Here is a 21185-nt window from a genome sequence, read left to right on the forward strand (position 1 = left end):
TCATGGGTGAGGGAGGCCCAACAGATCCGACGTACGATCCCGCAGCGGTATCTCACCGCGCGCTCCGCGAGATCAGACGCGAACTCGAACGACATCCAGCCGTCGCGCACGCTCAGGGCTTCCCCCCGGACTCGCACGCTCGGGTCGAAGGTCGACTCGATCCGTCTCCGTTCGGCGTCGACGTCGACTCTGCCACGCTCACCGTGCGCTGGTTCGCCGGCGAAACACCCGACGACCCTCCCGAGTTCTCCATCCACTACAGCGACGAGAGGGGAGTCGACTTCGGATGGCACCACGAACCGAACCCCCATGTCGAGGGATGGGGTCACTACCAGGAGCGGACCGATTCGACGGCGGAGTACGCCTACGAACCCCATTCCTTCTCGACGTCCGTTCCGTCGCGGGTCATCTGGGAGACGCTGTCTCTCCTCCAGGATGCCGTCTCTACCGTGGACCACTGAGATGACGACTATCTTGATTCAAGGAAAGAATCCCGCCGTCCACGGCGGGCGTGAATCCGACATGGTACTGAGCAGTCGCCGACGATTGCTCACCGAAACCCAAACGCTTAGTACACGCCGTTACGTGGGTCTTAGCAGGGTTACGTCGGCTCTCGTCACTTGCGCGGGAGTACGAGACGCGCTAAAACCAGCGTCCCGAATATTTCGGGGCGTCGGTTCCCACGGGTCGGTTCTGCAACCGACTGCGGGGTTCGCGTCGTTCGTCAGCACGGGAACCCGGCCTACAGGTCGGGGAAGTGTGACCGAACCGGCCGTGCCGTGAGGCATGACCGCTTGGGAGAGAGACGCCTCGAGAAACCGGGTGTCGATGACTCGCTTGCGGATGGGAGCGCCCGTGACAGCGCCTCAGGACGCTCCCGAGCGAGGGACGAAACCCGTCCCACCGACCTCGGGAGAGAGGGTCCTGAAACCTGCTCGGCAACAGGCCGGGTTTCCTCGTGCGGGGGAAGCCCCGTCGTTTACGACGGGGAGGATGTCACGTCGTGCCGGTTCTTACTGACGTTCTTTCGACAAACGAGCGACGACCGTTGAACGGGAGGTCTGCGACCGACCTCTCTCGACGACGTGCTTCCGTAGCCCGAGAAACCCGAGCGCGTCCGACCCCTACACCGACCGACCACCAGCGACCGACTGCCCGCGACCGGATAGTTAAGACGACTGTACGAGCGGCTCGTACCACTCTCGATTCGCGTCGTACCACTCGATGAACTCCCCGACGCCCGCCTCGATGGACCGCGACGGTTCGTAGTCGATCGACTCCCGCGCTTTCTCGACGGACGCGTGAGTGTGCTCTGCATCGGCTTCGCGCGCCTCTTCGTAGACGATATCCAATTCGGGTGCGAGTTGGTTCCGAACCGTCTCGGCCAACTCCCGAATCGAGATGTTGTCGCTGCTACCGATATTCAGTACGTCGCCGTCGACGGCGTCGGAGGTCAGAAGCGAGAGGTTCGCGTCCACGATGTCCTCCACGTAGGTGAAGTCGCGCGTCTGCGATCCGTCGCCGTAGATGACGGGCGGTTCGCCGTTGTAACAGCGGGAGACGAAGTTCGAGATGGCCATGTTCGGTCGCATCCGTGGGCCGTAAACCGTGAAGTATCGGAGACAGACCGTCGGTAGCCCGTGAAGTTCGTTGTAAACGCGAGCGTAGTGTTCGCCCGCCAGTTTCGTCACGCCGTAGGGGCTCACCGGCTCTGTCGGGTGGTCTTCGGTGTAGGGAAGCGACTGTGGTTTCCCGTATACCGACGAGGAACTTGCGAGGATGACACGGTCGGCTTCGCTCTCGACGGCTGACTCTAGGACGTTCACCGTCCCACCGAGGTTGATGTCGGTCACCTTCCGCGGTTCGTCGACGCTCGTCCGGACACCGGCCTGCGCTGCCTGGTGCACCACGATATCGGCGTCGGCAACGAGTTCCGAGATGAGATCTGCGTCCCTGACATCCCCCTCGACGAGTTCGTACTCTCCGTTACTGGCGTCGGCGACCGCTCGGCACTGTTCGACCGTGTGTCGCTTGATTCCGAGGTCGTAGAACGGTTCGAAGTTGTCGAGAGCGGTGACGCTGTGCCCGTCCCCGACGAAGGCCTCCGCCAGGTGGCCGCCGATGAACCCGGCACCACCCGTGACCAGTATTCGCATCGCTCGGGGCGAACACGTCGACTCTTATAACGTCTCCGGGACGCGGACAGATGGATTAGCCGGCGAATCGGTCGTACATTTCGATTACCGTTTCCGAATCGATGGGCTGGTCTCGTATCTCTACCTGGTCGATTCGTCCTCGGAACTGCCGAGAGTCGTCCGAAGAAGAGCCGATACCGAGACGGTTCGGCGGAGTCACCGACCCGTCGAACTCTCGGCTGCCAGCTGTGTCCCCGTCGACGTACAACCGTGCTTCTTCCCCGTCCCAAACTACTGCCAGGTGGTGCCATTCCGCGTCGTCGATACGAGGGCCTCTGAGTGTCGCCACATCTGATCCGTCGCCGAGGGCGGCGACAACGTTGCCGCGTCCGAGAGCGAGCTGGTAGCCTTCTGTGCCGCCGTAACCTCCGTTCTCTGCGTTTGCGACGAGCCGAGGGAACTCCAATCCACCTCGATAATCAACATCCTCGTCCGTTCGCACCCACGCCGACACGGTGAACCCGTCCTCCCCGCTCAACGCCTCGGCGTTCGGCACCGAAACAGACCCGCTCCCATCGAACTCCAACGCGTATCCGTCGATACCTTCCGTCCACGATACCCCACTCACGGAACCGTGGTGACCACCCTCCGAATCGAACACGAACTCTCCACGTCCTTCGTCGAACGACCACACCGCACGCGAACCTTTCTCCGAGGTAAACCCACCAGACTCCACCGCCTCCTCCGAAACCTGATACCGCTCACCGGCCAACGAATACTCGCCGGTGTGCGGCACGCGAACCGCGTACCACCCGTTCTCCGTCGGTTGCACCGACCGTTCGTAGGTGACCGATTCGCCTCCGACGTCCACCTCCGTCTGTACCGTCTGGCTCCCCGAATCCCCCTGGCCGACGAGTACCGCGCCCGGGACGAGCCCGAAGACTTTCTGTGAGCCGTCGTCGCTGGCGAACAGCGCCCGATAGTGACCGAGACCCGGCAGCGAGTTGTCGCCACCTCCGTACTGAGTGTGAAGCCGAGACTGCAGCGTCGCGCCGCCTCCGCCACCGTCGCCGCTTCGAGCAACGCTGACACCGCCCTGGGTCACGATGAATCCCACCTGATCCTGCAATCGTCGGTACCACTTCTCGCCGTTGCTCGACCCGAGGAAATCACGATAATTGCTGTACGCGAACCCGTACGAATCGGACTCCCCGTTCACCAAATAATTGTACGCCCGATTCCAGCTCCACTCGCTGAACACGTAGTTCTCGGGGTACTCCCAGCCCTGCTCCTCGGAGTACTCGCGCATCCACATCGCCGCGTCGTACATGCCATCGGAGACGAGCAACTGCCCCGTCTTCACCGGCACCTGAACGAAACTGAGACTCCCGGCCAACAGCCCGAGGCCCACGAGCGACATCGCCTCGCGGCGCTCCGGGCGCTCCAGGCCCACCGTCTCGTTCGCTCGCTCGCGCCCGCGCCGCCCCGACTCCACTTCTGCGAACGGCTTCGGGGTCCGCACCGCGTCGATCTTCGCGGCCAGATGGACGAACCCTAGCCCAGCGAACACCGCGACGAACACCGACAGCTCACCGGCGAAGCGCAGTTGAACCAGCGCCAGCGCCAAGAAGTACCACGTATACGTCGCCATCGCGAGCCACGCCGGTTCGTACTCCCGGACCGAGCGCAGCACCGCCCACCCGGCGTACGGCAGCGCCAGGAGAATCAAGAAGCCGAACGACAACACGGGGCCGACGAGCGACCCCTGCTCGGCGCCGACCAGCGACTGCGTCTCGGCGATACCCTCCGTTTCGAGGAGGAACTGAATCCCGCTCTGTAACTCGGCACCCAGTTGCGGCACGACGAGGGGCAAAATCCCGAAGGCGACGACGCCCGCGACGACCTCGCCGCCCGCGAGCGTCCGAGACGACCACTCCTGTCGCGACGCCAACTCGGCGACGCCCACGACGGCCGCAGCGCCGACGACCAACCCGGCAGGCGCGAACGCCACCGTCGCTCCGTGCCACCCGAGCGCGACGTGCGCACCCGCGGTCAACAAAGCAGCGAGCGCGAGTCCGCCGACCACGCCGCCGAGTTCCCGAATCGGCGACTTCCCGGCCCGAACCGCCGTCGTCGCCCAGCCGACGATAATCAAGCCCAGCGGGAGGATCAGGAGCGGTCCGGCCTCCCACGCGAGCGTCTGTCCGGCGACGGCGACGCCGAAGACGACGCTCCAAAGCGCCGTTACAGTCTCACGGCCGCGGCCCGTCTCCGCGTCGCGACCGCGACCCGACCGCACGGCGAGCGACACCAGCGCCGCCGCCGTCAGCGCGAGCCAGAAGTAGTCGAACGCGTGGTGATCGGCGAAGCCGAGACTCGTCCGATAGGCGTGGGCGGGGACCAGCGCCAGCGCCACCACCGCGGCGAGTCCGACTCGCTGATCGTCGGTCAGTCGAACCGTCGACAGATACACCAGCGCGCCGGTCAGCACCGCGAAGACGACGGGGTAGAGCGCGAGCACGAGACCCGAGGCGTTCGCGTCGCCGCCGAGCAGCTCCGTCCAGAACCAGAGCGTGACGATAAGCAGCGGTTCGCCCGCCGTGACGCGGTGCGGAAGCGACGCCAGAGACTCGAAGTCGAACGGCCCGCTCGTCTCCGCGGCCACCGTCTCGACGATGTAGCGGTAGAAGTAGGGGTCGTTCGCCGAGAGGACGATAGTGCCCTCGCGGAACACCGCCGAAACCGAGATGAGGCGAACGAGCGCGAGGAAGACGAGCGCCCCGACGAGCGCGAGCGCCGCGGTTCGGTCGACGTTCACGTTCGACAGCGACGGCATCGTCACCGACGAGGCAGTCCCCGAAGCCGTCCGCCTCCCCGACTCGGCCGCGCCGTCGCCGTCGAGCGCCGCACGCACGCCGGCGGGGTCGCTGACCCGATAGCCGCCGTCTCGTTTCTCGACGATACCCGCGGCGACGATCTCGCCGAACAGCCCCGAGTCGACGTCCACGTCGTCGAACGTCCACGTCCCGTGCTCGTCGGCGGCGAGGACGGAGCGAAGCGCCGACTCCGCGTTCGGTCGCTCCGCGAGGAGGGCGTTCGTCGCCTCGCGCGTTTCAGTCATTGGACGCTACACGGTGAAAGAACGGTTAAAATCCTCCGAAGGGCGGCGCGGTCGGTCGACGACTGACGTCGAACGCCGGTCGGCGTCCCTGCCTCAGGCCGTCTCGACGATCTCTGCTTGCAATCGACGCTCGGCTTCGTCTCTATCCTCGGAGTAGCCGACGTCGACGCGCCACCCGTCGAGGCGAATCGCGTCGATGGTCCGGCCGCTCTGCAAGAGGAGGTTGATGGCGTCGGTTATCTCGTACTCGTCGCGGTCTGACGGCTGGACGAGATGGCAGGCGTGGAAGATGGCGGGCGAGAACGTGTAGAAGCCGGTCATCACGAGGTTCGTCGGCGGTTCGTCGGGTTTCTCGATGACTTCGACGATCTCGCCGTAGTCGTTCGTGTTGCAGACGCCGTAGCGTCCCGCCTCCTCCTCGGGCACCTCTTCGACGAGGAACGCAGCGTCGGCGCGTTCCTCGCGCTGTCGCCGGACGACGTCGCCGAGGTTCGCCTCGAAAACGTTGTCGCCGAGCATCAACACGAAGTCGTCGTCGATGTGCTCTTCGACGGTCAACAGCGCGTGCGCCAGCCCGTTCTGCTCGCGCTGGTGGGCGTAGGTGATGGGAACGCCCTGCACCTCGTCGCCGTAGTGGCTGATGACTTTCTCCTTCTTGTAGCCCACGACGACGATGAACTCGTCCGCGCCGAGGCGCGCGAGTTTCTCGAAACAGTGCGTGAGAATCGGTCGTCCGTCGACCTCGACCAGTCCCTTCGGTTTCTCTTCGGTGAGCGGTCGCAGACGAGTCCCCTTTCCCGCCGCGAGCACGACTGCTTTCATACCACTTCCCGTGAACTCATAGGATATGTGTCTTTTCCCTGAGCGTGAGGGTTGCTGAAGTTCACGACGTATGTGATGGGTCAAGCGGCCGACCTGTGGGCGGGGCTGATGGTGTTTATTGGCTCTGTTGAAATCCTCGGAGAGTTACAGGCCAACCTGGTAGTACAACTGAATGCAGACCCTCCCAAAGTCACGGTTACTCGGTTCTCCTCGGGGACAAGGGCTACTCGACTGTCTCACACACAACCTCGACCAAACACTCCGATGTTAGATGCAGAGGAAGCGAGAACGACCTCGGCGATCTCATCGGTGATTCTACCGGTTGCGTCGAGACGCACCGAGTACCGATTCAGGATTAGGCGATCAGGCGTCGCGAACTGCGGCATCATGAACACGGTCTGACTAGCCAGCCCTTTCCCGCTGGAAACCGATGATATAGCCAATGGCCACCGAGGCGACGTTCACGGTTTCGTCTGAGCAGTTCCCGCTAGGGACAGTGTTCAACCAACTGCCGGACGTAACGGTCGAACTTGAGCGTATTATCCCCGCGCAGGATGTGGTGATCCCGTACTTCTGGGTACGGGGTGCCCACGTCGATGACATCGAGAGTGAGTTCACCGAGCACCGGGGCGTGAAAGAGATTCGGTTCGTTGACTCCGTCGAAGACGAGTATCTGTTACGAGTCGAGTGGGCGCTGGACTACGCCGACGTGCTAACCATATTGACGGAGACAGAGGTACCGCTCATTGAGGCCACTGGCACGAACCAGCAGTGGACGTTCGAGATCCGCGGCGACGATCGAAGCGACATCGCAGCCTTCCAACGGCGCTGTCGAGAGCGAGATATCTCGATCACGCTGACGGAGGTGCACGCGCTCACACCGGTTGAGACGGCGACCGAAGCCGCCCTCACCGACACCCAGCAAGAGACGCTGGTGCTCGCCCACGAGCGTGGCTACTTCGAGTCCCCGCGTGAGGTCACGATGGCAGATCTCGGTGAGGAACTCGGCATCTCACAGCAGGCCGTCGCCTCCCGCCTTCGGCGGGGGATCAAGCACGTCATCGGGAGTACGCTCTCCGCCATCACCGTCCGATCCTGACTATCAGGTAAAAACGGTTTGTATACTAAAAAGTCAGTATGAAGCCATCAGACGGCTGCATTAGTGATAATGAGTCGGGATTCCATCGCCTTTGATTCGATACTGAACCTGTGTCAGAACCAGCAGCGCCGGATCGTGCTTGCGATACTCGTAGCAGAACAGCGGTCGTTGACACTAGATGAGCTCACAAAGACCGTCTTTGAGTACAACCATCGTACCCCACTTACAGAGGTATCTGTGGACGTGCGAGCAGAGATTCGCCTCTCACTCTATCACGTCCACCTCCCAAAGTTGGCCTCGGAAGGGCTCATCAGCTTCGATTCAGACCGACAGCTCGTGGAACCGACCGAGCAGTTCGAGCAGGGACAGCCGACCGTGTCGACGATTCTTGATGCCGACCCCACAGTCGAAGTGCCAATCGAACTGTAGTATTGACCAACCGCTCTCCCTCCCGTCCAGCGCCATGTTATCCATTGAAGCAACGATAGCAACGAACGAGACGCAGACTACCTAACGCCTATTTCAGCGACGAGAGTGCCGAACTACTAGGATTTCAACAGCGCCACGCAGTTGGAAGTACTGGGAATCTTCAAACTCGAAGAAGGCGGTCTGATGGGGCGATTCGACCAGCCGTCCCGTTCGACAAAATCGAGATGCACATCGACGATCCGCTTCTCGATAACGTCGATGCGGACAGTACACCCGCTAACGCGGACTGATTCACGTATCCGTCGTACAACAGAGTATATATACAGCGTTCGCCGCGCTCGCCGACGGACAAAAACGCTCATACCACCGCCCGCCAACACCCCGAGCAATGCGCGTCAGCATCGTCGGCAGCGGCTACGTCGGCACGACGCTCGCCGCCTGTCTCGCCGAGTTCGGTCACCGAGTCGTCGCCGTCGACATCGACGAATCGACCGTCGCCGACGTCGAGAACGGCGTCGCGCCGGTTCACGAACCGGGACTGGACGACCTGCTCGCTCGCCACGGCGGCGACCGACTCCGGGCGACGACCGACTACGACCGCGTCCGCGACACCGACGTGACGTTTCTGGCGCTGCCGACGCCCTGCGACGCCGACGGCCGCATCGACACGGGTATCATCGAAGCGGGCGCGCGCTCGCTCGGCGAGGCGCTCGCCGCGAAGGACGACACCCACCTCGTCGTCGTCAAGAGCACCGTCGTCCCCGGGACGACCGAGGACGTGCTCGCGCCCGTCGTCGCCGACGCCTCGGGGAAGACGCTCGGCGAGGACCTCCTCGTGGGGATGAACCCCGAGTTCCTCCGCGAGGGCAGCGCCGTCTCCGACCTCCAGCACCCCGACAAACTCGTCTTCGGCGCACGAGAGGAGCGTGCGTTCGAGCGCCTCCGAGAGCTGTACGCTCCTCTCCGTGACGACAGCGACGACCACGACGACAGCGACGACAGCGACGGCGACCGAGAGCCCGAGACGCCGGTCGTCGAGACGGGTATCCGGGAAGCGGAGATGATAAAGTACGCCAACAACGCCTTCCTCGCCTCGAAGGTCAGCCTCGTCAACGAACTCGGCAACGTCTGCAAGGAGTTCGGCGTCGACGCCTACGAGGTGGCCGACGCCATCGGCCTCGACGACCGAATCGGCGCGAAGTTCCTCCGTAGTGGAGTGGGTTGGGGCGGGAGCTGTTTCCCGAAAGACACGTCCGCGCTCGTCACGGCCGCCCGCGACGCGGGGTACGAGCCCGAACTGCTTGACACCGCCATCTCGGTCAACGACCGCCAACCCGAGCGCCTGCTCTCGCTGCTGGACGACCACCTCGATGTCGACGGCGCGCGCGTCGCCGTCCTCGGCCTCGCGTTCAAGCCCGGAACCGACGACGTGCGCAACTCGCGGGCGATTCCGACCATCGAGGGACTGCTCGACCGCGACGCCTCGGTCGTCGCCTACGACCCCGTGGCCGCCGAGAACATGCGCGCGCACCTCCCGGATATCGAGTACGCCGACAGCGCCGCGACCGCTCTCGACGGCGCGGACGCGGCCGTCGTCGTCACCGACTGGGACGAGTTCGCGGCGCTCGACGACGAGTTCGAGGCGATGTGCTCACCCGTCGTCGTCGACGGTCGCCGCATCGTCACGCGGCGCGAGGGCATCGAGTACGAAGGGCTGACGTGGTGACCGCACTCCCGTGGACCCCGTTAGAACAGTCGACGGCGTCGACCACCGACTATCCGTGGCGAACGCGGACTCGTTCGAGACTCTCGGAATCGCCGCTCACCTCGACGAAAATTAGTGTCAGGTGGATATTTATACGTAATTGAACACTCAATTCACCATGGATCTCGACGAACTGCTCGAAGGATACACGGGCCGGACGCGAGAGGAGCTTACGGCGCACCACGACCGACCGGAGGATCTGGTCAATCTTCTCGCGGAAGAGCTCGGAAACGACCTCCCCGAGGATTTTCTCACCGAAGTGACGAACGTCCGTCTCCATTCGGATACGATTCTGCTCTCGCTGGCCGACCGACAACTGAAACACCTCCGATACACCGAGGAGATCGAACAGTCGGACGAGGCGTTCGTTCGGATGGACTTCACCGAACGTCCGGACGGTCACCCAGACGAGTTCGAACACCGTGAGTTCAAGACGCCGACGGAGCACGCGTTCGACACCTGCACGGCCTGCGAGGGGTCACCCATCAGCGACTGTTCGTGCTGCGATGCGACGGGTATCTCGGAGTGCGAGCGATGCGACGACGGGGCGGTGCCCTGTCGTTCCTGCGAGGGGACGGGGTCTCTCATGTGCCCGGTCTGTAAGGGCGATGTGACCGTCGACTGCGAGACGTGCGACGGGGACGGACATCTGTCTCGGTCAGTACCGTGTTCGCCATGTAACTCCTCCGGGTCGGTCATGAGCCGCGAGAGCTGTACGAACTGTCAAGGGAAGGGGAGTCTAACCGACGCCGAAGGGGAGTCGGTTCGCTGTCCTAACTGCCGCGGCCGCAGCACCGTTTCGGTCACGCGGACGTGTACCTCGTGCAACGGTGCCGGCCAGCAGACGATTCAGAGCGGGTGCCCCGACTGTGCGATGGGCCGCGTCGACTGTCCGGAGTGTGACGACGGCGAGGTCTGGTGTCGGGTGTGCGAGGAGAGCGGTACCCGCGAGTGTCCGGACTGCGGCGGAACGACCGAAATTTCCTGTCAGAACTGCGACGGTGCCGGCACGCTCACCTGTGATATCTGCGAGGGCGACGGCGAGACGCACCAGTACGTCCTCGCTCACGACGCGTACACGGTGAAGAAAGGGGGTCACCAGTTCGGCTCGCTGCCCCACGGCATCGAAGCGGCCGACTGGGTGGAGTACGATGCCTGTCGTATCGAGCCCGAAGACAAGGTGGTTCTCCGGGAGGTCGTCCCGTCAGCCGCCGCGATTCGAGAGGTGAGATACGACTACGGCGAGCAGACGTTCAACCTCCGACAGATGGGCGGAGAGCTCTACTACACGCGGATTCCCGAACCGACTCGAGAGGGGATTTTCAGTCGTCTCCGGAACCGGTTCACGGGGTGAAAAGCGCCCACGCGAGAACGAGGACGACGACCGCGACCGCCACGAGTCCGAGTCGACGCCGAAGGGAACCGTTCGTGGGCGGTTGCTCGACGCGGTACGTTGCCGAGCCGGTCTCGACGTCGGCTTCGACCGCGTCGGCGCCGTACCCTCGTTCGGTCGCGTACGCTTCCATCTCGATACCCGGGGGCCAGCCGCGAAGCGAGGCCCACCCCTCGGAGAACTCCTCGTGGCCGAGCGTGTCGTACCAAGCCCGCAGCCGCGGGTTGTCGAGGACCTCGAAGGCCTTCACGTATCCCTGGTACTGTTCTTCGCCCTCGATGGTCGCGCGGTCGGTCGACGAGTACGCGGCGTCGATCTCCGCGAACCGGTCGCGAATCTCCGTCTGCGCCGCGTCCGGACCGACGCCGAGGCGGTCGTAGAACTCGCCGGCCGTGGCCGACGTCGGAGCCGTCGATTGCGAAACCGACTCGGCTGCTGTGTCACCGCCGCCGGAGACTGACTGAGCGGTGTGGACCTCTGACCGGGCCAAATCGCCGTTCTCCGTGGCCTCCGATGGATTCTGTGTTCCGGGACCGCTCTCGGCGAGAAAGTCATCGCGCCACCGCTCCCAGTACTCTCCCTCCTCGCTCGCCGACCCGTCGACATCCGACTCCTCGTCGCTTCCCGTCGGTCTGCTGTACCGGCTCCAGTCCGTTCGGTGCCCACCGCCTCCGGTTTCGTACTTCGGGCCGCGGTGGGCCGTCTCCGTCGCGTCGTCGAGATTCGTGTTCTGCGGTTCCGCGTCGTCTACGAACAGGTTACTCGGATCGTCGACGTTGTCGGGTCGGTGTTTCTCGATCCACGCGTCGACGTCGTAGATACCGCCCCCGAAGTCCCACCACTTCTCGAACGTCCGATGTCCGTAGGTGGGTCCGAGTTCGGCGAGCGTCTTGTCGTACTCTTCCCGGAAATCCCTGAGCACGCCCCGAGCGTGGACCAACTTTCGCGTCAACTGCCGTGCGTCCGCCTCGCTGCGAACGTCGGGATGCGTCTCGAGCAGTCGCTCGCGAAACCCTGCCTTGATGGCCGCGTACGAGCCGTCTCGGTCGACCCCCAGCTGCTCGTAATAGGTGTCCACCATGGCACCTACCAATAGGTTAGATTATAAGTATGTTCTGTAGCTGTCTTCGGCGATGCCACTCAGAACAGCGGCAGCGCCCGCGACAACGCCCGAATCATCGGGAGCGCGAACTCACCCGCGTAGCCGAAGTACTCCCACCCCGAGAGCAACAGAAACACCGTCGTCAACCCGCAGGCGACGCCGACTATCGCCGCACCGACGCGCGGAGACGTCGCCTCGCGACTCTCGGCGAACAGGGTCCACAGCGCAAGCGCCGTCGCCGCGGCGAGATGCGCCAGCGCGTGGACCTGCATCGCCTCGCCCAGTCGAACCTCCTCGAGTAGAAGCGCGAGCAGCAGCAGTTGCCCGCCGATAGCGACGGCCCCCAGATAGCTCCACGCGAGCATCGGCCACTCGCCGAGCGCGTCACGGACGCTGTCGAGGCGAACCACGGCGTAGACGAGTATCGGCAGTATGGGGACGAGATACCGAACCGTCACCATCGCGTGCAGCGGCAGCCGGTGGAGATAGATGAGCGAGAACGTCCAGCAACTCGTCGCGGCCAGGAGGTCGGTCGCACGTGTCGGCGACCGGAGCGCGGTAGAGAGTCCGGAGAGTCGTTCGCGGGGCCGCCCCCGGAGCCGTCGCCCGACGGCCAGCTCTCGAACGCGCAACACCACGAGCGGGACGACCCCGACGAGCGCGCCGAGAACGGGCGCGGACTCCACGACCGCCATGTTGACCGCCTCGCCGCCGTCCTCGCCGGCTACGTCGGAGAGATAGCCGCTGCGGACGAAGATGCGATAGAGCCGTTCCGGTTCGAGGCTGGCCGACAACCCGCGTCCGAGGTATTCGCCGAACAGCGTCGCCCGGGCGGCGGCGCTGACGAGAACCGCACCGACGGACGCGACGAACCCTGTCGACCCCCCATCTCCGCCGCTCTCGCCGTTCTGGCCGCTCCCGCCGCCGACCGCCGACTCCTGTCCCGCTCCCGCGCCGCTCGTCGGGTCGATTGCGAGCGCCTGTTCGCCGGTGAAGCGCGGCCAGAGCCGCGGCGGCAACACCGGGTTGCCCGTCACGAGCGCGTTCGTCGCCAGAAACGGGACGAGCGAGAGCGCGAACGCGGCGGCGACGACGCCGAGCGCGCGGCCGTCTGTCCGTCGGGCGGTCAGCAGGTCCACCGGGACGAGCGCGACGAACAGCGTCAGCGCCTCGGCGGGTTGCACCCACGTCGAGAGACCGATCGTCGCGTACGCCGCGGCCCGAAAGCCGAGCGCTCGTCGCGGGTCGCGCTCGGCTTCCTCCCGACTCCGGTAGAACGCGTACAGCACCACCGCGACGACGAGCGCCATCGTCGCGTGTCGCTTCGGTAGCGACGCCCAGAAGCCGACCGGCGTCGCGAGTGCGAGCATCGCTCCGGCCGCGAAACCCGCCCGTCGGTCGGCGACGCGCGCGAGAAGCCGGTAGAGGAAGACGGCCGCGAGTGCCGCGGCGTACATCGACGCGAGCTGCAGCGCCACGAGCGGGAACCACTTCGGGTCGAGCGACATCGCGAACGGGAGGTTGACCCCGAACGACGCGACGCCGAGGAGCGCGCCGACCGCGTTTCCCATCGCCGGACGGTCGACAGCCCGCCCGACGACGACGCACGCGCCCAGCAGGGTGAGACTCCACGCCCCGACGACGAGGAGGCGCGGGTCGGCGACCAGCGCGCTCAGTTCGAGCGCCCACAGAATCGGGAGCGCGAGCGCCATCTGTCCGTAGTTCCGGCCGTAGAGACGACCGTCGACGACGTTCATGCCGGGCGTCGCGCCGTGGGCCGGGCCGTACCGGAGTTCGTCGACGTGGAGGTGGCCGTCGGCGACGCCGACGAACGCGTTGGCGACGGTGTAGGTGTCGTTGACGAAGACGCCGACGCGCCAGAACAGCCCGAAGAAGACGAGCGAGAGAAGAAACAGCGCGAGGCCCGCTCGGTCGCCGAACACGGCGGCGACGACGCGTCGCTTCGAGCCTCTCACTCTTCGACCTCCACCGTCACCGTCCGCTCGTGGAGTACCCGACGCTCCGACTGCGTCCGCAGGAGCACCGACACCTCCGCCTCGTAGCTCGACTCTGTCACCCGCTCGGGGTCGACCGGGTCGTCGTCGAGCGTCAGCGCGAGCGTCGTCGGTCCGTCGGCGGTGAACGACTCGTTCAGAAACGCCGTCGAACTCCGTTCGTAGCCGAGTTCGGGAATCCGAACGTTGTAGACGAGCATCGGACGCCCGGTGACCGACCGAAGGCGGGCCGTCGCGTCGGGCATCCGGAGGTAGTACGACGCCGACCCGTACGCCCCGCGTTCGAGACGAACCCCGTCGGCGGCGACGGAGACGTTGTCGACCGACGCGTCGCCCGTCCCCAGCGGAACGGCGTCGGCCTCGTCGATCTCCGCACTCGACGCGTCGGGGGTGAAGTCGACGCCGGAGACGAGCGGACCGCTCGCCACAGCCGTAGTGACGACGAGGAGGGCGGCGAGACGGACCGCGACACCCGACGCGTGCATCAAAGTGCGAACGTCAGAGCCACAGAATAAAACCGTCGGAACCACTTGCGGTGTCGGAACCGAGCGACCGAGAAACCGCGTCCGTCGTCGTTGAACCGCGACAGAGACCGTCGACGACTCGGATATCTTGCCCGGTGAGAAGCCGTTCAGGCTCGCCGAGAATCACTTAACGCCGGATTTAGAACCCCGCTGGTGTACCTTCGGCGACGCCGACACATTGTTATAGTTTCAGCCAAATCAACAGAGTAATGACTGCTCTCCCTGCCGTGGTCGCGCTTCGGAGGTGGACCCCGTGACCATCCGGTTTGGGTGTGCCACCGAGCGCTCGGGCGTCGAAGTCGTCGACGCCGTCGAGCGCCACCGGTACCTGCTGGAGACGCCCGAGGACGTCGAGCCGACTCCCGTCGACAGCGACGAGTTCCGGTTCCCGGTCGACGCCGCCGTCTCGCTCCGTACGTCGGCGCTGACGCTGCCGACGGTCGTCCCCATCTACGTCCGCGACACCGACGGGACGATGCTCGCGCACGTCACCCCGTCGGAGTCGATCTCGCTGCCGACCGGCGAGTACGCCGTCGAACTCTGTGCGCCCATCAAGATGTACCTGCGCGTCTCGGGCGAACTCACCGTCGACCGGACGCAGCAGCGTCTCGACTTCGGGACGGAGACGACGGTGTCGCTGGGCGCGCGCTCGCACCACGAGCATCCGGCCGGCACCATCACCGTCACCGACTCCGTTGACGACGCGATGCGCGCCGTCTCGCTGTTCGGGTCGGCGCTGAAGACGACGACGCCGGAGCGCTCCTACCCGACGCTCCGGGGGCACCCGCCGACGGTCGAACTCGGTGACGCTTTCGAGGCACCCGACGACATCGTCGCCCCCGAGACGGGCGTTCGCATCGAACTGCCGCGCGAACGCTCCTACGTCTACGCGGCCGCGCCGCTGGCGTACTACCTCAGCGCACGCGTCGAACCCGGTCCGGTGCCGCGATTGGTGACTGACGCGGGGTTCGAGTACCGACTCGATACCGACAACGGCGTCGAACGCGAACTCGAACGGCTGTTGCGTCACGTGTTCTTCCTCGATTGCCTCTGTCGGACCGAGGGGCTCTATCCCGTCGACCTCCACGAACGTCGGGTCGTCGAGGAGGCGCTCTCCGGGGAGTTCGAGATGGCGTTCGACCGTCTGTACGAGTTGCCCTCCGACGAACGCCTCGCGGCGTACCTCTCGGTTCCGTACGAACTGTTGGAACCACACCACCCGGAGTGGAAACTCGTCAGCCACGTCGCACCGACGGCGCAGAGCGTGGAACTGCTGCCGTTTCTCGTCGACGACCTCGCGATCGTTCGCGCACCGACGCGAACCGAAGCTTCGACCGCATCGGAGATACAGGTCGACGCCGTCGACGAGTTCCTTCGCGACGGCGACGAGTTCACCCGCGGGGCAGCAGCGCAGTCCTCCGCGATGGAGTTCGTCCAACCGGAATCGGCCGACGCTGTCGAGCAGGCGTGGGTCGGCGAGGGGACGCCCGTCGGTGCGAACAAGGCCACCATCGAAGCGTACCGCAACCGCCTCAGTCGGACGATGGCCGGCGACGACATCGACATCGTCGTCGTCTGCAACGACTCCGAGATGGTCGACGAGCGCGACGATATCGACCACGTGTACGGTTCGCGCGACGAACTTCCGTTCGACGTGAGCATCCATCGGTCGCTCACCACCGACGAGTTGGCCGACGTGCTTCGCACGCAAACGGAGTTTCTCCACTACATCGGTCACATCGACGACGGCGGATTCGAGTGTGCCGACGGACGCCTCGACGCTCGCGAACTCGACGACGTTGGCGTCGACGCGTTCCTCCTGAACGGGTGTACCTCCTACGAGCAGGGGCTGTCGCTCATCGACGCGGGAGCCATCGGCGGCATCGTCACGCTCTCGGACGTCATCAACAGCGGCGCGGTGCGTATCGGGTCGGTCCTAGCCAGACTCCTGAACGGCGGGTTCCCACTTTCAGTAGCGCTCGAGATCGCCCGCGGTGAGAGCATCGTCGGCAGTCAGTACGTCGTCGTCGGCGACGGAGGCCTTGCGATTACGCAACCTGAGAGCGGAGCACCGTCCCTCTGTGAGGTCGAACGGTGTGATGGGGTCTATGAAGTTTCGCTTCGCGTATATCCAACCGAGAAGTATGGGATAGGGAGTATGACAATCCCCTATATTTCGGACAACAAACAGTACTCACTAACTTCGGGTGTTTATCAACAACGAAACATCTCGAAGGGAGAGTTACTTGAGTTCCTCTCTCTCGAAGATTTCCCCGTCCGCTTTAACGGTGAACTCCGCTGGAGTGAGTCTATTCAGGACTACGAACTTTAGGGTCCGGAAACGTTCCCAGTCGCCGCCGCAACCGCGTTTCCTGCCTGCGAGAGCAGCAGCATCATCGTGAAGACGACGCCGATCATCCGGGGGTTGTTTTTGAGGTAGTTCGCCATTCCAGAGTCGTTCTGGCTCATACTACAGAGGATACCCCCCGCGGCAATGAATATATTTAAACACTTCCCACAGATAATTCAATAATATAATATCAGGATCTAGACGGAATAACGCATTCAAAAGCTGTCACGACAGCCGCGTAGTTACCATTTCTCACGGGGGCACCTCATTCTACCGCCTTCCGTCACCGGCTGCGTCCCGAAATCGTCGCGTCCTCGCTCCGCCTCACGCCATCGACCGTGTCGGTCGCTCGCCGGACCGGTAGAACTGCCCGTGGAAGTCGAAGGGAATCGGTTCTGAGAACACGGCGCGCGCCCGCTCGGACATCGTCGCCGCGTCGAGTATCAGGAGGAACGACCGCTCGGCGTCGGCGTCGAGCACCACCGAGAGCAACACGCCGTCGTCCTCGGTAACGGCCTCCTCGCTGTCTTCGCTTCGCTGTAATGAGACCCGCGGAACGAACAGCGGTTCACCAGGATAGACGTTCGGTTCGGTCCACGTCTCCCACGCCTGAAATCGTCCACGTCGCTCACCGAGGTCGACTTTCACGAGTCGGTCGACGTAGCCGTCCGGCGAGCGCTCCTCGGTGCCGACGCCGTAGACGTAGCGGTACGGCTGTGTGTTACACCGCGCGTAGTGAATCGTCGGGAACTCGACGTGGCCCGGATGGAGCGTCCGAGTGACGACGTGGCCGGTCTCGACGTCGACCTGCAGCCGGCGGAGTTCGGCGCCGGGCGGCGAAAAATCGGGAGAATCGAACCCGTCCAGAGAGAACGCGTCGACGACGCTCGCGTCCTCGAACGCCGCGACGTCGAGGTGAAGCGCGCCGGCTCGCTCGAAGGCGTTGACGTGGTGGAAGACGAAACTCGGCGCAGTCCGCGCGTAGGCGACGAGTTCGCCGCGCTCTCTGTCGACGACGAGGATACGCGTCCCGAGTTCGGGTCGCCAGCGGTAGCTCTCGACGAACGGCCGGTCTCGGAGCAGCGCGAGCGGAGTCGTCCGAAACGGCGGGACGAGTAGTGCGACGTAGTTCGGCGTCAGCGCGAAACTGTGGAGATAGCCGGGGTGACGTATCGGGACGCGCGCGACCACCTCGCGTCGCTCCTTGCCGTCGGGGACGCGGTAGACGACGTACTCGCTGTGCAGGCCGAGGCGGGTTGCGACGCCCACTATCTCCTCCCGAAACGGGTCGTAGTGAACGTGCGCGAGCGGTCCCGCTCGTCCGACCTCGTCGTCGAACTGCCTCCCCCCTCGTGTCCGGAGCGTCTCCGGGTCGTAGACGGTCCACCACGGCGTCTCAGTCGCCGCGAGGTGGCGACCGCCGAGGTAGACGACGGAGACCGACGCGTTGTCCGTCGCCGCGCGAGTCCCGAACCGTCGGAGGTGTCCGAGTCCGCGCCACTGCGGGTCGGTCCCGAACTCGCGAAAGCGGAGGCTGTCGTGCTCGCGGACGTGGCGGAACTGCCGACTCCGCAGGAACCGATTGGTGTACCGGACCTCGCCGTCCTCGATCCGGAACCGCCGGAGCATCGCCAGCCCGTCGAACCAGTGATTCACGCGTCGGTCGCCGACCGTAAACGACCCCGGGCCGTTGCGGACGAGCGTTCCGTCGAGCCACGAGGGGATCTCGCCGTCGACCCGTAGCGGTTCGTCGGTGTACTCGGTCGTCGTCGGTCGCAGGCCGAGTCGGTGGTCGCCGCTCATCGGTCACCCACCTCGAATTGTCTGGATACTGCTCGCGCTCCGACTGCGACTCCGCAGTCCATACGGGAGGGTCGGTCGCCAGCGGAATGGTGTTTGTCCCCCTAGTCGTCCATCTCGGACGACGGCTACCGCTTCCCAGAGACTCTTGTCGCCCCCGACGAACGCTCTCTCATGACACGACTTCCCGACACCGTCGTCGGCGACGCACAGACCAGCACGTTCGGCTGGGAGACGCTCCGGTCGCTCGTCGACGTCGGCAATCGAATGGCCGGACAGGAAGGCGAGAAAGCGGGCGCGGCGGTCGTCGCCGACGCGTTCGAGCGCGCGGGACTCCGCGAGATCGAGATAGACGAGTTTGACATCCCCGGGTGGTGGCGCGGCAGTTCCGCGCTCGAACTCCGCGGGTCGCATCCGCGTCGACACGAGAGTCAACACGACGTGCTGGCGCTGCCGGGGTCGCCCTCGGGGACGGTCTCGGGGCCGGTCGTCGACGTCGGCGACGGCACCTACGAGGAGTTCGACGCCGTCGGCGACGATCTGGAGGGCGCGGTCGCGCTCGTCTCCAGCGACACGCCCGAGAACACCGACCGGTGGCTCCACCGCATGGAGAAGTACGTCAACGCCGCCGACCACGGCGCGGTCGGCTTCCTCTTTCGCAACCACATCGAGGGGTCGCTGCCGCCGACCGGCGAGGTCGGTTACCACAACCGGCCGGGGCCGATTCCGGCCATCGGCGTCTCCAAGGAGGTCGGCGAACGCCTCGTCCGCTACGCCGACGAACAGGCGGAGTTCGTCGTCGAACTCGACGTCGACTGCCGGAACGAACCCGCGAAATCGAGAAACGTCGAGGGCGTCCTGGGTCCCGCCGACGCCGACCGGGAGGTGCTCGTCACGGCGCACGTCGACGCCCACGACATCGCCGACGGCGCGAACGACAACGGCGCGGGGTCGGCGCTCGTCGCCGAGATCGGGCGGTTGCTCGCACAGGTCGAGTCCGACCTCGACTCCCGCGTCCGGTTCGTCACGTTCGGCTCCGAGGAGGTCGGTCTCTGGGGGGCGTACCACTTCGCGGAGAGTCACGACCTCGATTCGGTGAAGTGCGTGCTCAACATCGACGGCCCGGCGAACTCCCGGAACGTCCGCGTGGGTACCAACGGCTTCGAGTCGATGGGCGAGGCGTTCGAGACGGTCGGCGAGGAACTCGACGTGCCGATTCGGTCGGGCGACACCATCTCGCCGCACGGCGACCAGTGGGCGTTCGTCCAGGAGGGCGTCCCCGCGGTGATGGCCACCTCGACCTCCGAGCAGAGCGGCCGCGGGTGGGGCCACACCCACGCCGACACGCTGGACAAACTCGACCCGCGCGACCTGCGCGACGTGGCGACCATCTTCGCGAGTACGGCCTCCCACCTCGCGAGCGACGACGTGGAGACGCCGCACAAGACGCGCCGCGAGATTCGCGACAGCATCGACGCCGGCTACGTCACCGAACTGAAGATGGGCGGGCGCTGGCCGTACGACGACGACGCCCGGAGCGGCGCGGGTGAGAACTGATGACGCTGCTGCTCACCGGCTACGAACCGTTCGGCGACCACGACGAGAACCCGACGCAGACGCTCGTCGAGAAACTCGACGGCGCGACCGTCTCGGGAGAGGAAATCGTCGGGCGCGTCCTGCCGGTCGAGTACGCCGTCGCCGCCGACGAGATGGCGACGCTCGTCGCGGACTACGAGCCCGAAGTCGTCGTCTCGACGGGACTCGCGGCCGGCCGTGCCGCCGTCTCCGTCGAACGAATCGGCATCAACACGAACGACTGCGGCGGCGTCGCCGACAACGCTGACGCAGAACCCCGGAACGAACGCATCGACGCCGACGGCGCGGACGCGTACTTCGCGACGCTCCCCGTGGTGTCGGTCGTCGAGTCGCTCTTGGACGCCGGAATCCCGGCGCGCGTCTCGAACACGGCGGGGACGCACCTCTGCAACAACATCCTCTACAACACGCGGGCGCTCGTGGAGCGCGAGGGGCTGGAGATCCCCGTCGGGTTCGTCCACGTGCCGCTGACGCCGACGATGGCCGCTGAGAAAGCGAGTGAGGGCGAAGCGACGGCGGGCGGGGCGGTGAAATCGAGTCTCCCGCTTGACCTGCAGAAGCGCGCGGTCGAACTGACGTTCCAGACGACGCTCGACGGCTCAGCCGTCGAACTGAGGTGCGACTGGACGTGCGCGCTCATTCTTCGTCAGCCGCCGAGTCCTCGAAGCGTCTGAATACTGTCACCCAGCCGTCCGTTTCGACGCTCACCTTGTAGTCGTTGTACCGAAACTCGACGGTCGAATTCGTACCGTTCTGCGTGATCGGAGAGTGGTCGAACAGGACGTCGTCGATGCCTGCGACGTCAATGACCTCGTAGAGCGGCGGATTCTTGATCTCGACGATAGCGGTGTCCTCGGCGTCGGCGATCGTACTGACGATCACCGTCGTGAGGTCACGGGAGTCACTGGGGTCGTACTGAGCCTGAGTCGCGAACGTCCACCCGCCATCGGTCATCTCCCTCGCCGCCGGTGCGTCGAGCGTATCCTCGGGCGAGACGGTCTCGGCGCTGTTCTGGTCTGTGTCTCTCATAGGGT

At 65.0% G+C, this 21185-nt stretch carries 17 protein-coding genes; 8 read left to right on the top strand and 9 right to left on the bottom strand.

The features are described 5' to 3' along the window. The first annotated feature begins 2 nt into the window (after positions 1-2). The gene (locus LAQ74_RS00515; protein WP_224333829.1) at positions 3-461 is read left to right on the top strand and encodes a hypothetical protein; all 459 of its coding nucleotides are present in this window, start codon (positions 3-5) and stop codon (positions 459-461) included. A 708-nt stretch (positions 462-1169) separates the two neighbouring features. Here LAQ74_RS00515 and LAQ74_RS00520 read toward each other — a convergent pair. The 3 genes from LAQ74_RS00520 to aglF all read right to left on the bottom strand — a co-directional run bounded on the left by LAQ74_RS00520 (position 1170) and on the right by aglF (position 6078). Continuing rightward, on the bottom strand, positions 1170-2156 hold the full coding sequence (locus tag LAQ74_RS00520; protein ID WP_224333830.1) for an NAD-dependent epimerase/dehydratase family protein: 987 nt from the start codon (positions 2154-2156) through the stop codon (positions 1170-1172). 55 nt (positions 2157-2211) lie between these two features. Beyond that, positions 2212-5256, bottom strand: coding sequence for a LamG-like jellyroll fold domain-containing protein (locus LAQ74_RS00525; RefSeq protein WP_224333831.1), 3045 nt, complete (start codon positions 5254-5256; stop codon positions 2212-2214). A gap of 93 nt (positions 5257-5349) precedes the next feature. Beyond that, the gene (gene aglF / locus LAQ74_RS00530) at positions 5350-6078 is read right to left on the bottom strand and encodes a UTP--glucose-1-phosphate uridylyltransferase AglF (protein ID WP_224333832.1); all 729 of its coding nucleotides are present in this window, start codon (positions 6076-6078) and stop codon (positions 5350-5352) included. Positions 6079-6520: 442 nt separating this feature from the next. On the opposite strand from aglF, the gene LAQ74_RS00535 reads away from it, so the two are divergent. From LAQ74_RS00535 to LAQ74_RS00550, 4 genes are all read left to right on the top strand, one after another. Continuing rightward, positions 6521-7177 carry a helix-turn-helix domain-containing protein gene (locus LAQ74_RS00535; RefSeq protein ID WP_224333833.1) on the top strand — a complete coding sequence of 219 codons (657 nt, stop codon included), beginning with the start codon at positions 6521-6523 and terminating at the stop codon, positions 7175-7177. 69 nt (positions 7178-7246) lie between these two features. Then, positions 7247-7606 carry a DUF7344 domain-containing protein gene (locus LAQ74_RS00540; RefSeq protein WP_224333834.1) on the top strand — a complete coding sequence of 120 codons (360 nt, stop codon included), beginning with the start codon at positions 7247-7249 and terminating at the stop codon, positions 7604-7606. A 388-nt stretch (positions 7607-7994) separates the two neighbouring features. After that, positions 7995-9332: a UDP-glucose 6-dehydrogenase AglM gene (aglM, locus tag LAQ74_RS00545; RefSeq protein ID WP_224333835.1), complete on the top strand. Its 1338-nt coding sequence runs from the start codon at positions 7995-7997 to the stop codon at positions 9330-9332. A gap of 157 nt (positions 9333-9489) precedes the next feature. Continuing rightward, entirely contained in the window at positions 9490-10725 is a 1236-nt protein-coding gene (locus LAQ74_RS00550; RefSeq protein WP_224333836.1) for a DnaJ-like cysteine-rich domain-containing protein, read from the top strand. Here the strand turns inward: LAQ74_RS00550 and LAQ74_RS00555 are convergent. The 3 genes from LAQ74_RS00555 to LAQ74_RS00565 are packed head-to-tail and all read right to left on the bottom strand — an operon-like array spanning position 10715 to position 14366. Further along, positions 10715-11845 (bottom strand): DnaJ domain-containing protein, encoded by a 1131-nt coding sequence (locus LAQ74_RS00555; protein WP_224333837.1) that lies wholly within the window; start codon positions 11843-11845, stop codon positions 10715-10717. The genes LAQ74_RS00550 and LAQ74_RS00555 overlap by 11 nt on opposite strands. A 59-nt stretch (positions 11846-11904) precedes the next feature. Continuing rightward, positions 11905-13842 carry a hypothetical protein gene (locus tag LAQ74_RS00560; protein WP_224333838.1) on the bottom strand — a complete coding sequence of 646 codons (1938 nt, stop codon included), beginning with the start codon at positions 13840-13842 and terminating at the stop codon, positions 11905-11907. Next, positions 13839-14366: a hypothetical protein gene (locus LAQ74_RS00565; protein WP_224333839.1), complete on the bottom strand. Its 528-nt coding sequence runs from the start codon at positions 14364-14366 to the stop codon at positions 13839-13841. Before LAQ74_RS00565 ends, LAQ74_RS00560 begins: the two co-directional genes overlap by 4 nt. Before the next feature lie 292 nt (positions 14367-14658). On the opposite strand from LAQ74_RS00565, the gene LAQ74_RS00570 reads away from it, so the two are divergent. Next, positions 14659-16737: a hypothetical protein gene (locus LAQ74_RS00570; protein WP_224333840.1), complete on the top strand. Its 2079-nt coding sequence runs from the start codon at positions 14659-14661 to the stop codon at positions 16735-16737. Here LAQ74_RS00570 and LAQ74_RS00575 read toward each other — a convergent pair. Together LAQ74_RS00575 and LAQ74_RS00580 are read right to left on the bottom strand one after the other, a co-directional pair. Continuing rightward, positions 16734-16874, bottom strand: coding sequence for a DUF7503 family protein (locus tag LAQ74_RS00575; RefSeq protein ID WP_224333841.1), 141 nt, complete (start codon positions 16872-16874; stop codon positions 16734-16736). The genes LAQ74_RS00570 and LAQ74_RS00575 overlap by 4 nt on opposite strands. A 205-nt stretch (positions 16875-17079) precedes the next feature. Beyond that, entirely contained in the window at positions 17080-18558 is a 1479-nt protein-coding gene (locus tag LAQ74_RS00580) for a carotenoid oxygenase family protein (RefSeq protein ID WP_224333842.1), read from the bottom strand. A gap of 171 nt (positions 18559-18729) precedes the next feature. On the opposite strand from LAQ74_RS00580, the gene LAQ74_RS00585 reads away from it, so the two are divergent. Together LAQ74_RS00585 and LAQ74_RS00590 are read left to right on the top strand one after the other, a co-directional pair. Then, positions 18730-20112 (top strand): M28 family peptidase, encoded by a 1383-nt coding sequence (locus tag LAQ74_RS00585; RefSeq protein WP_224333843.1) that lies wholly within the window; start codon positions 18730-18732, stop codon positions 20110-20112. Beyond that, positions 20112-20825 (top strand): pyroglutamyl-peptidase I, encoded by a 714-nt coding sequence (locus LAQ74_RS00590; protein WP_224333844.1) that lies wholly within the window; start codon positions 20112-20114, stop codon positions 20823-20825. The genes LAQ74_RS00585 and LAQ74_RS00590 overlap by 1 nt, the downstream gene beginning before the upstream one ends. Here LAQ74_RS00590 and LAQ74_RS00595 read toward each other — a convergent pair. Beyond that, positions 20788-21180 carry a HalOD1 output domain-containing protein gene (locus LAQ74_RS00595; RefSeq protein WP_224333845.1) on the bottom strand — a complete coding sequence of 131 codons (393 nt, stop codon included), beginning with the start codon at positions 21178-21180 and terminating at the stop codon, positions 20788-20790. The two genes, LAQ74_RS00590 and LAQ74_RS00595, sit on opposite strands and share 38 nt — an antisense overlap. Positions 21181-21185 lie beyond the last annotated feature (5 nt).

It is taken from the genome of Haloprofundus halobius (assembly GCF_020097835.1).
In the GTDB taxonomy this organism is placed as follows: Archaea; Halobacteriota; Halobacteria; order Halobacteriales; family Haloferacaceae; genus Haloprofundus; species Haloprofundus halobius.

Coding starts and splice junctions, on each gene's coding strand:
- LAQ74_RS00515 (WP_224333829.1), top strand. CDS start 3: ATGGGTGAGGGAGGCCCAACAGATCCGACGTACGATCCCGCAGCGGTA.
- LAQ74_RS00520 (WP_224333830.1), bottom strand. CDS start 2,156: ATGCGAATACTGGTCACGGGTGGTGCCGGGTTCATCGGCGGCCACCTG.
- LAQ74_RS00525 (WP_224333831.1), bottom strand. CDS start 5,256: ATGACTGAAACGCGCGAGGCGACGAACGCCCTCCTCGCGGAGCGACCG.
- aglF (WP_224333832.1), bottom strand. CDS start 6,078: ATGAAAGCAGTCGTGCTCGCGGCGGGAAAGGGGACTCGTCTGCGACCG.
- LAQ74_RS00535 (WP_224333833.1), top strand. CDS start 6,521: ATGGCCACCGAGGCGACGTTCACGGTTTCGTCTGAGCAGTTCCCGCTA.
- LAQ74_RS00540 (WP_224333834.1), top strand. CDS start 7,247: ATGAGTCGGGATTCCATCGCCTTTGATTCGATACTGAACCTGTGTCAG.
- aglM (WP_224333835.1), top strand. CDS start 7,995: ATGCGCGTCAGCATCGTCGGCAGCGGCTACGTCGGCACGACGCTCGCC.
- LAQ74_RS00550 (WP_224333836.1), top strand. CDS start 9,490: ATGGATCTCGACGAACTGCTCGAAGGATACACGGGCCGGACGCGAGAG.
- LAQ74_RS00555 (WP_224333837.1), bottom strand. CDS start 11,845: ATGGTGGACACCTATTACGAGCAGCTGGGGGTCGACCGAGACGGCTCG.
- LAQ74_RS00565 (WP_224333839.1), bottom strand. CDS start 14,366: ATGCACGCGTCGGGTGTCGCGGTCCGTCTCGCCGCCCTCCTCGTCGTC.
- LAQ74_RS00575 (WP_224333841.1), bottom strand. CDS start 16,874: ATGAGCCAGAACGACTCTGGAATGGCGAACTACCTCAAAAACAACCCC.
- LAQ74_RS00580 (WP_224333842.1), bottom strand. CDS start 18,558: ATGAGCGGCGACCACCGACTCGGCCTGCGACCGACGACGACCGAGTAC.
- LAQ74_RS00585 (WP_224333843.1), top strand. CDS start 18,730: ATGACACGACTTCCCGACACCGTCGTCGGCGACGCACAGACCAGCACG.
- LAQ74_RS00590 (WP_224333844.1), top strand. CDS start 20,112: ATGACGCTGCTGCTCACCGGCTACGAACCGTTCGGCGACCACGACGAG.
- LAQ74_RS00595 (WP_224333845.1), bottom strand. CDS start 21,180: ATGAGAGACACAGACCAGAACAGCGCCGAGACCGTCTCGCCCGAGGAT.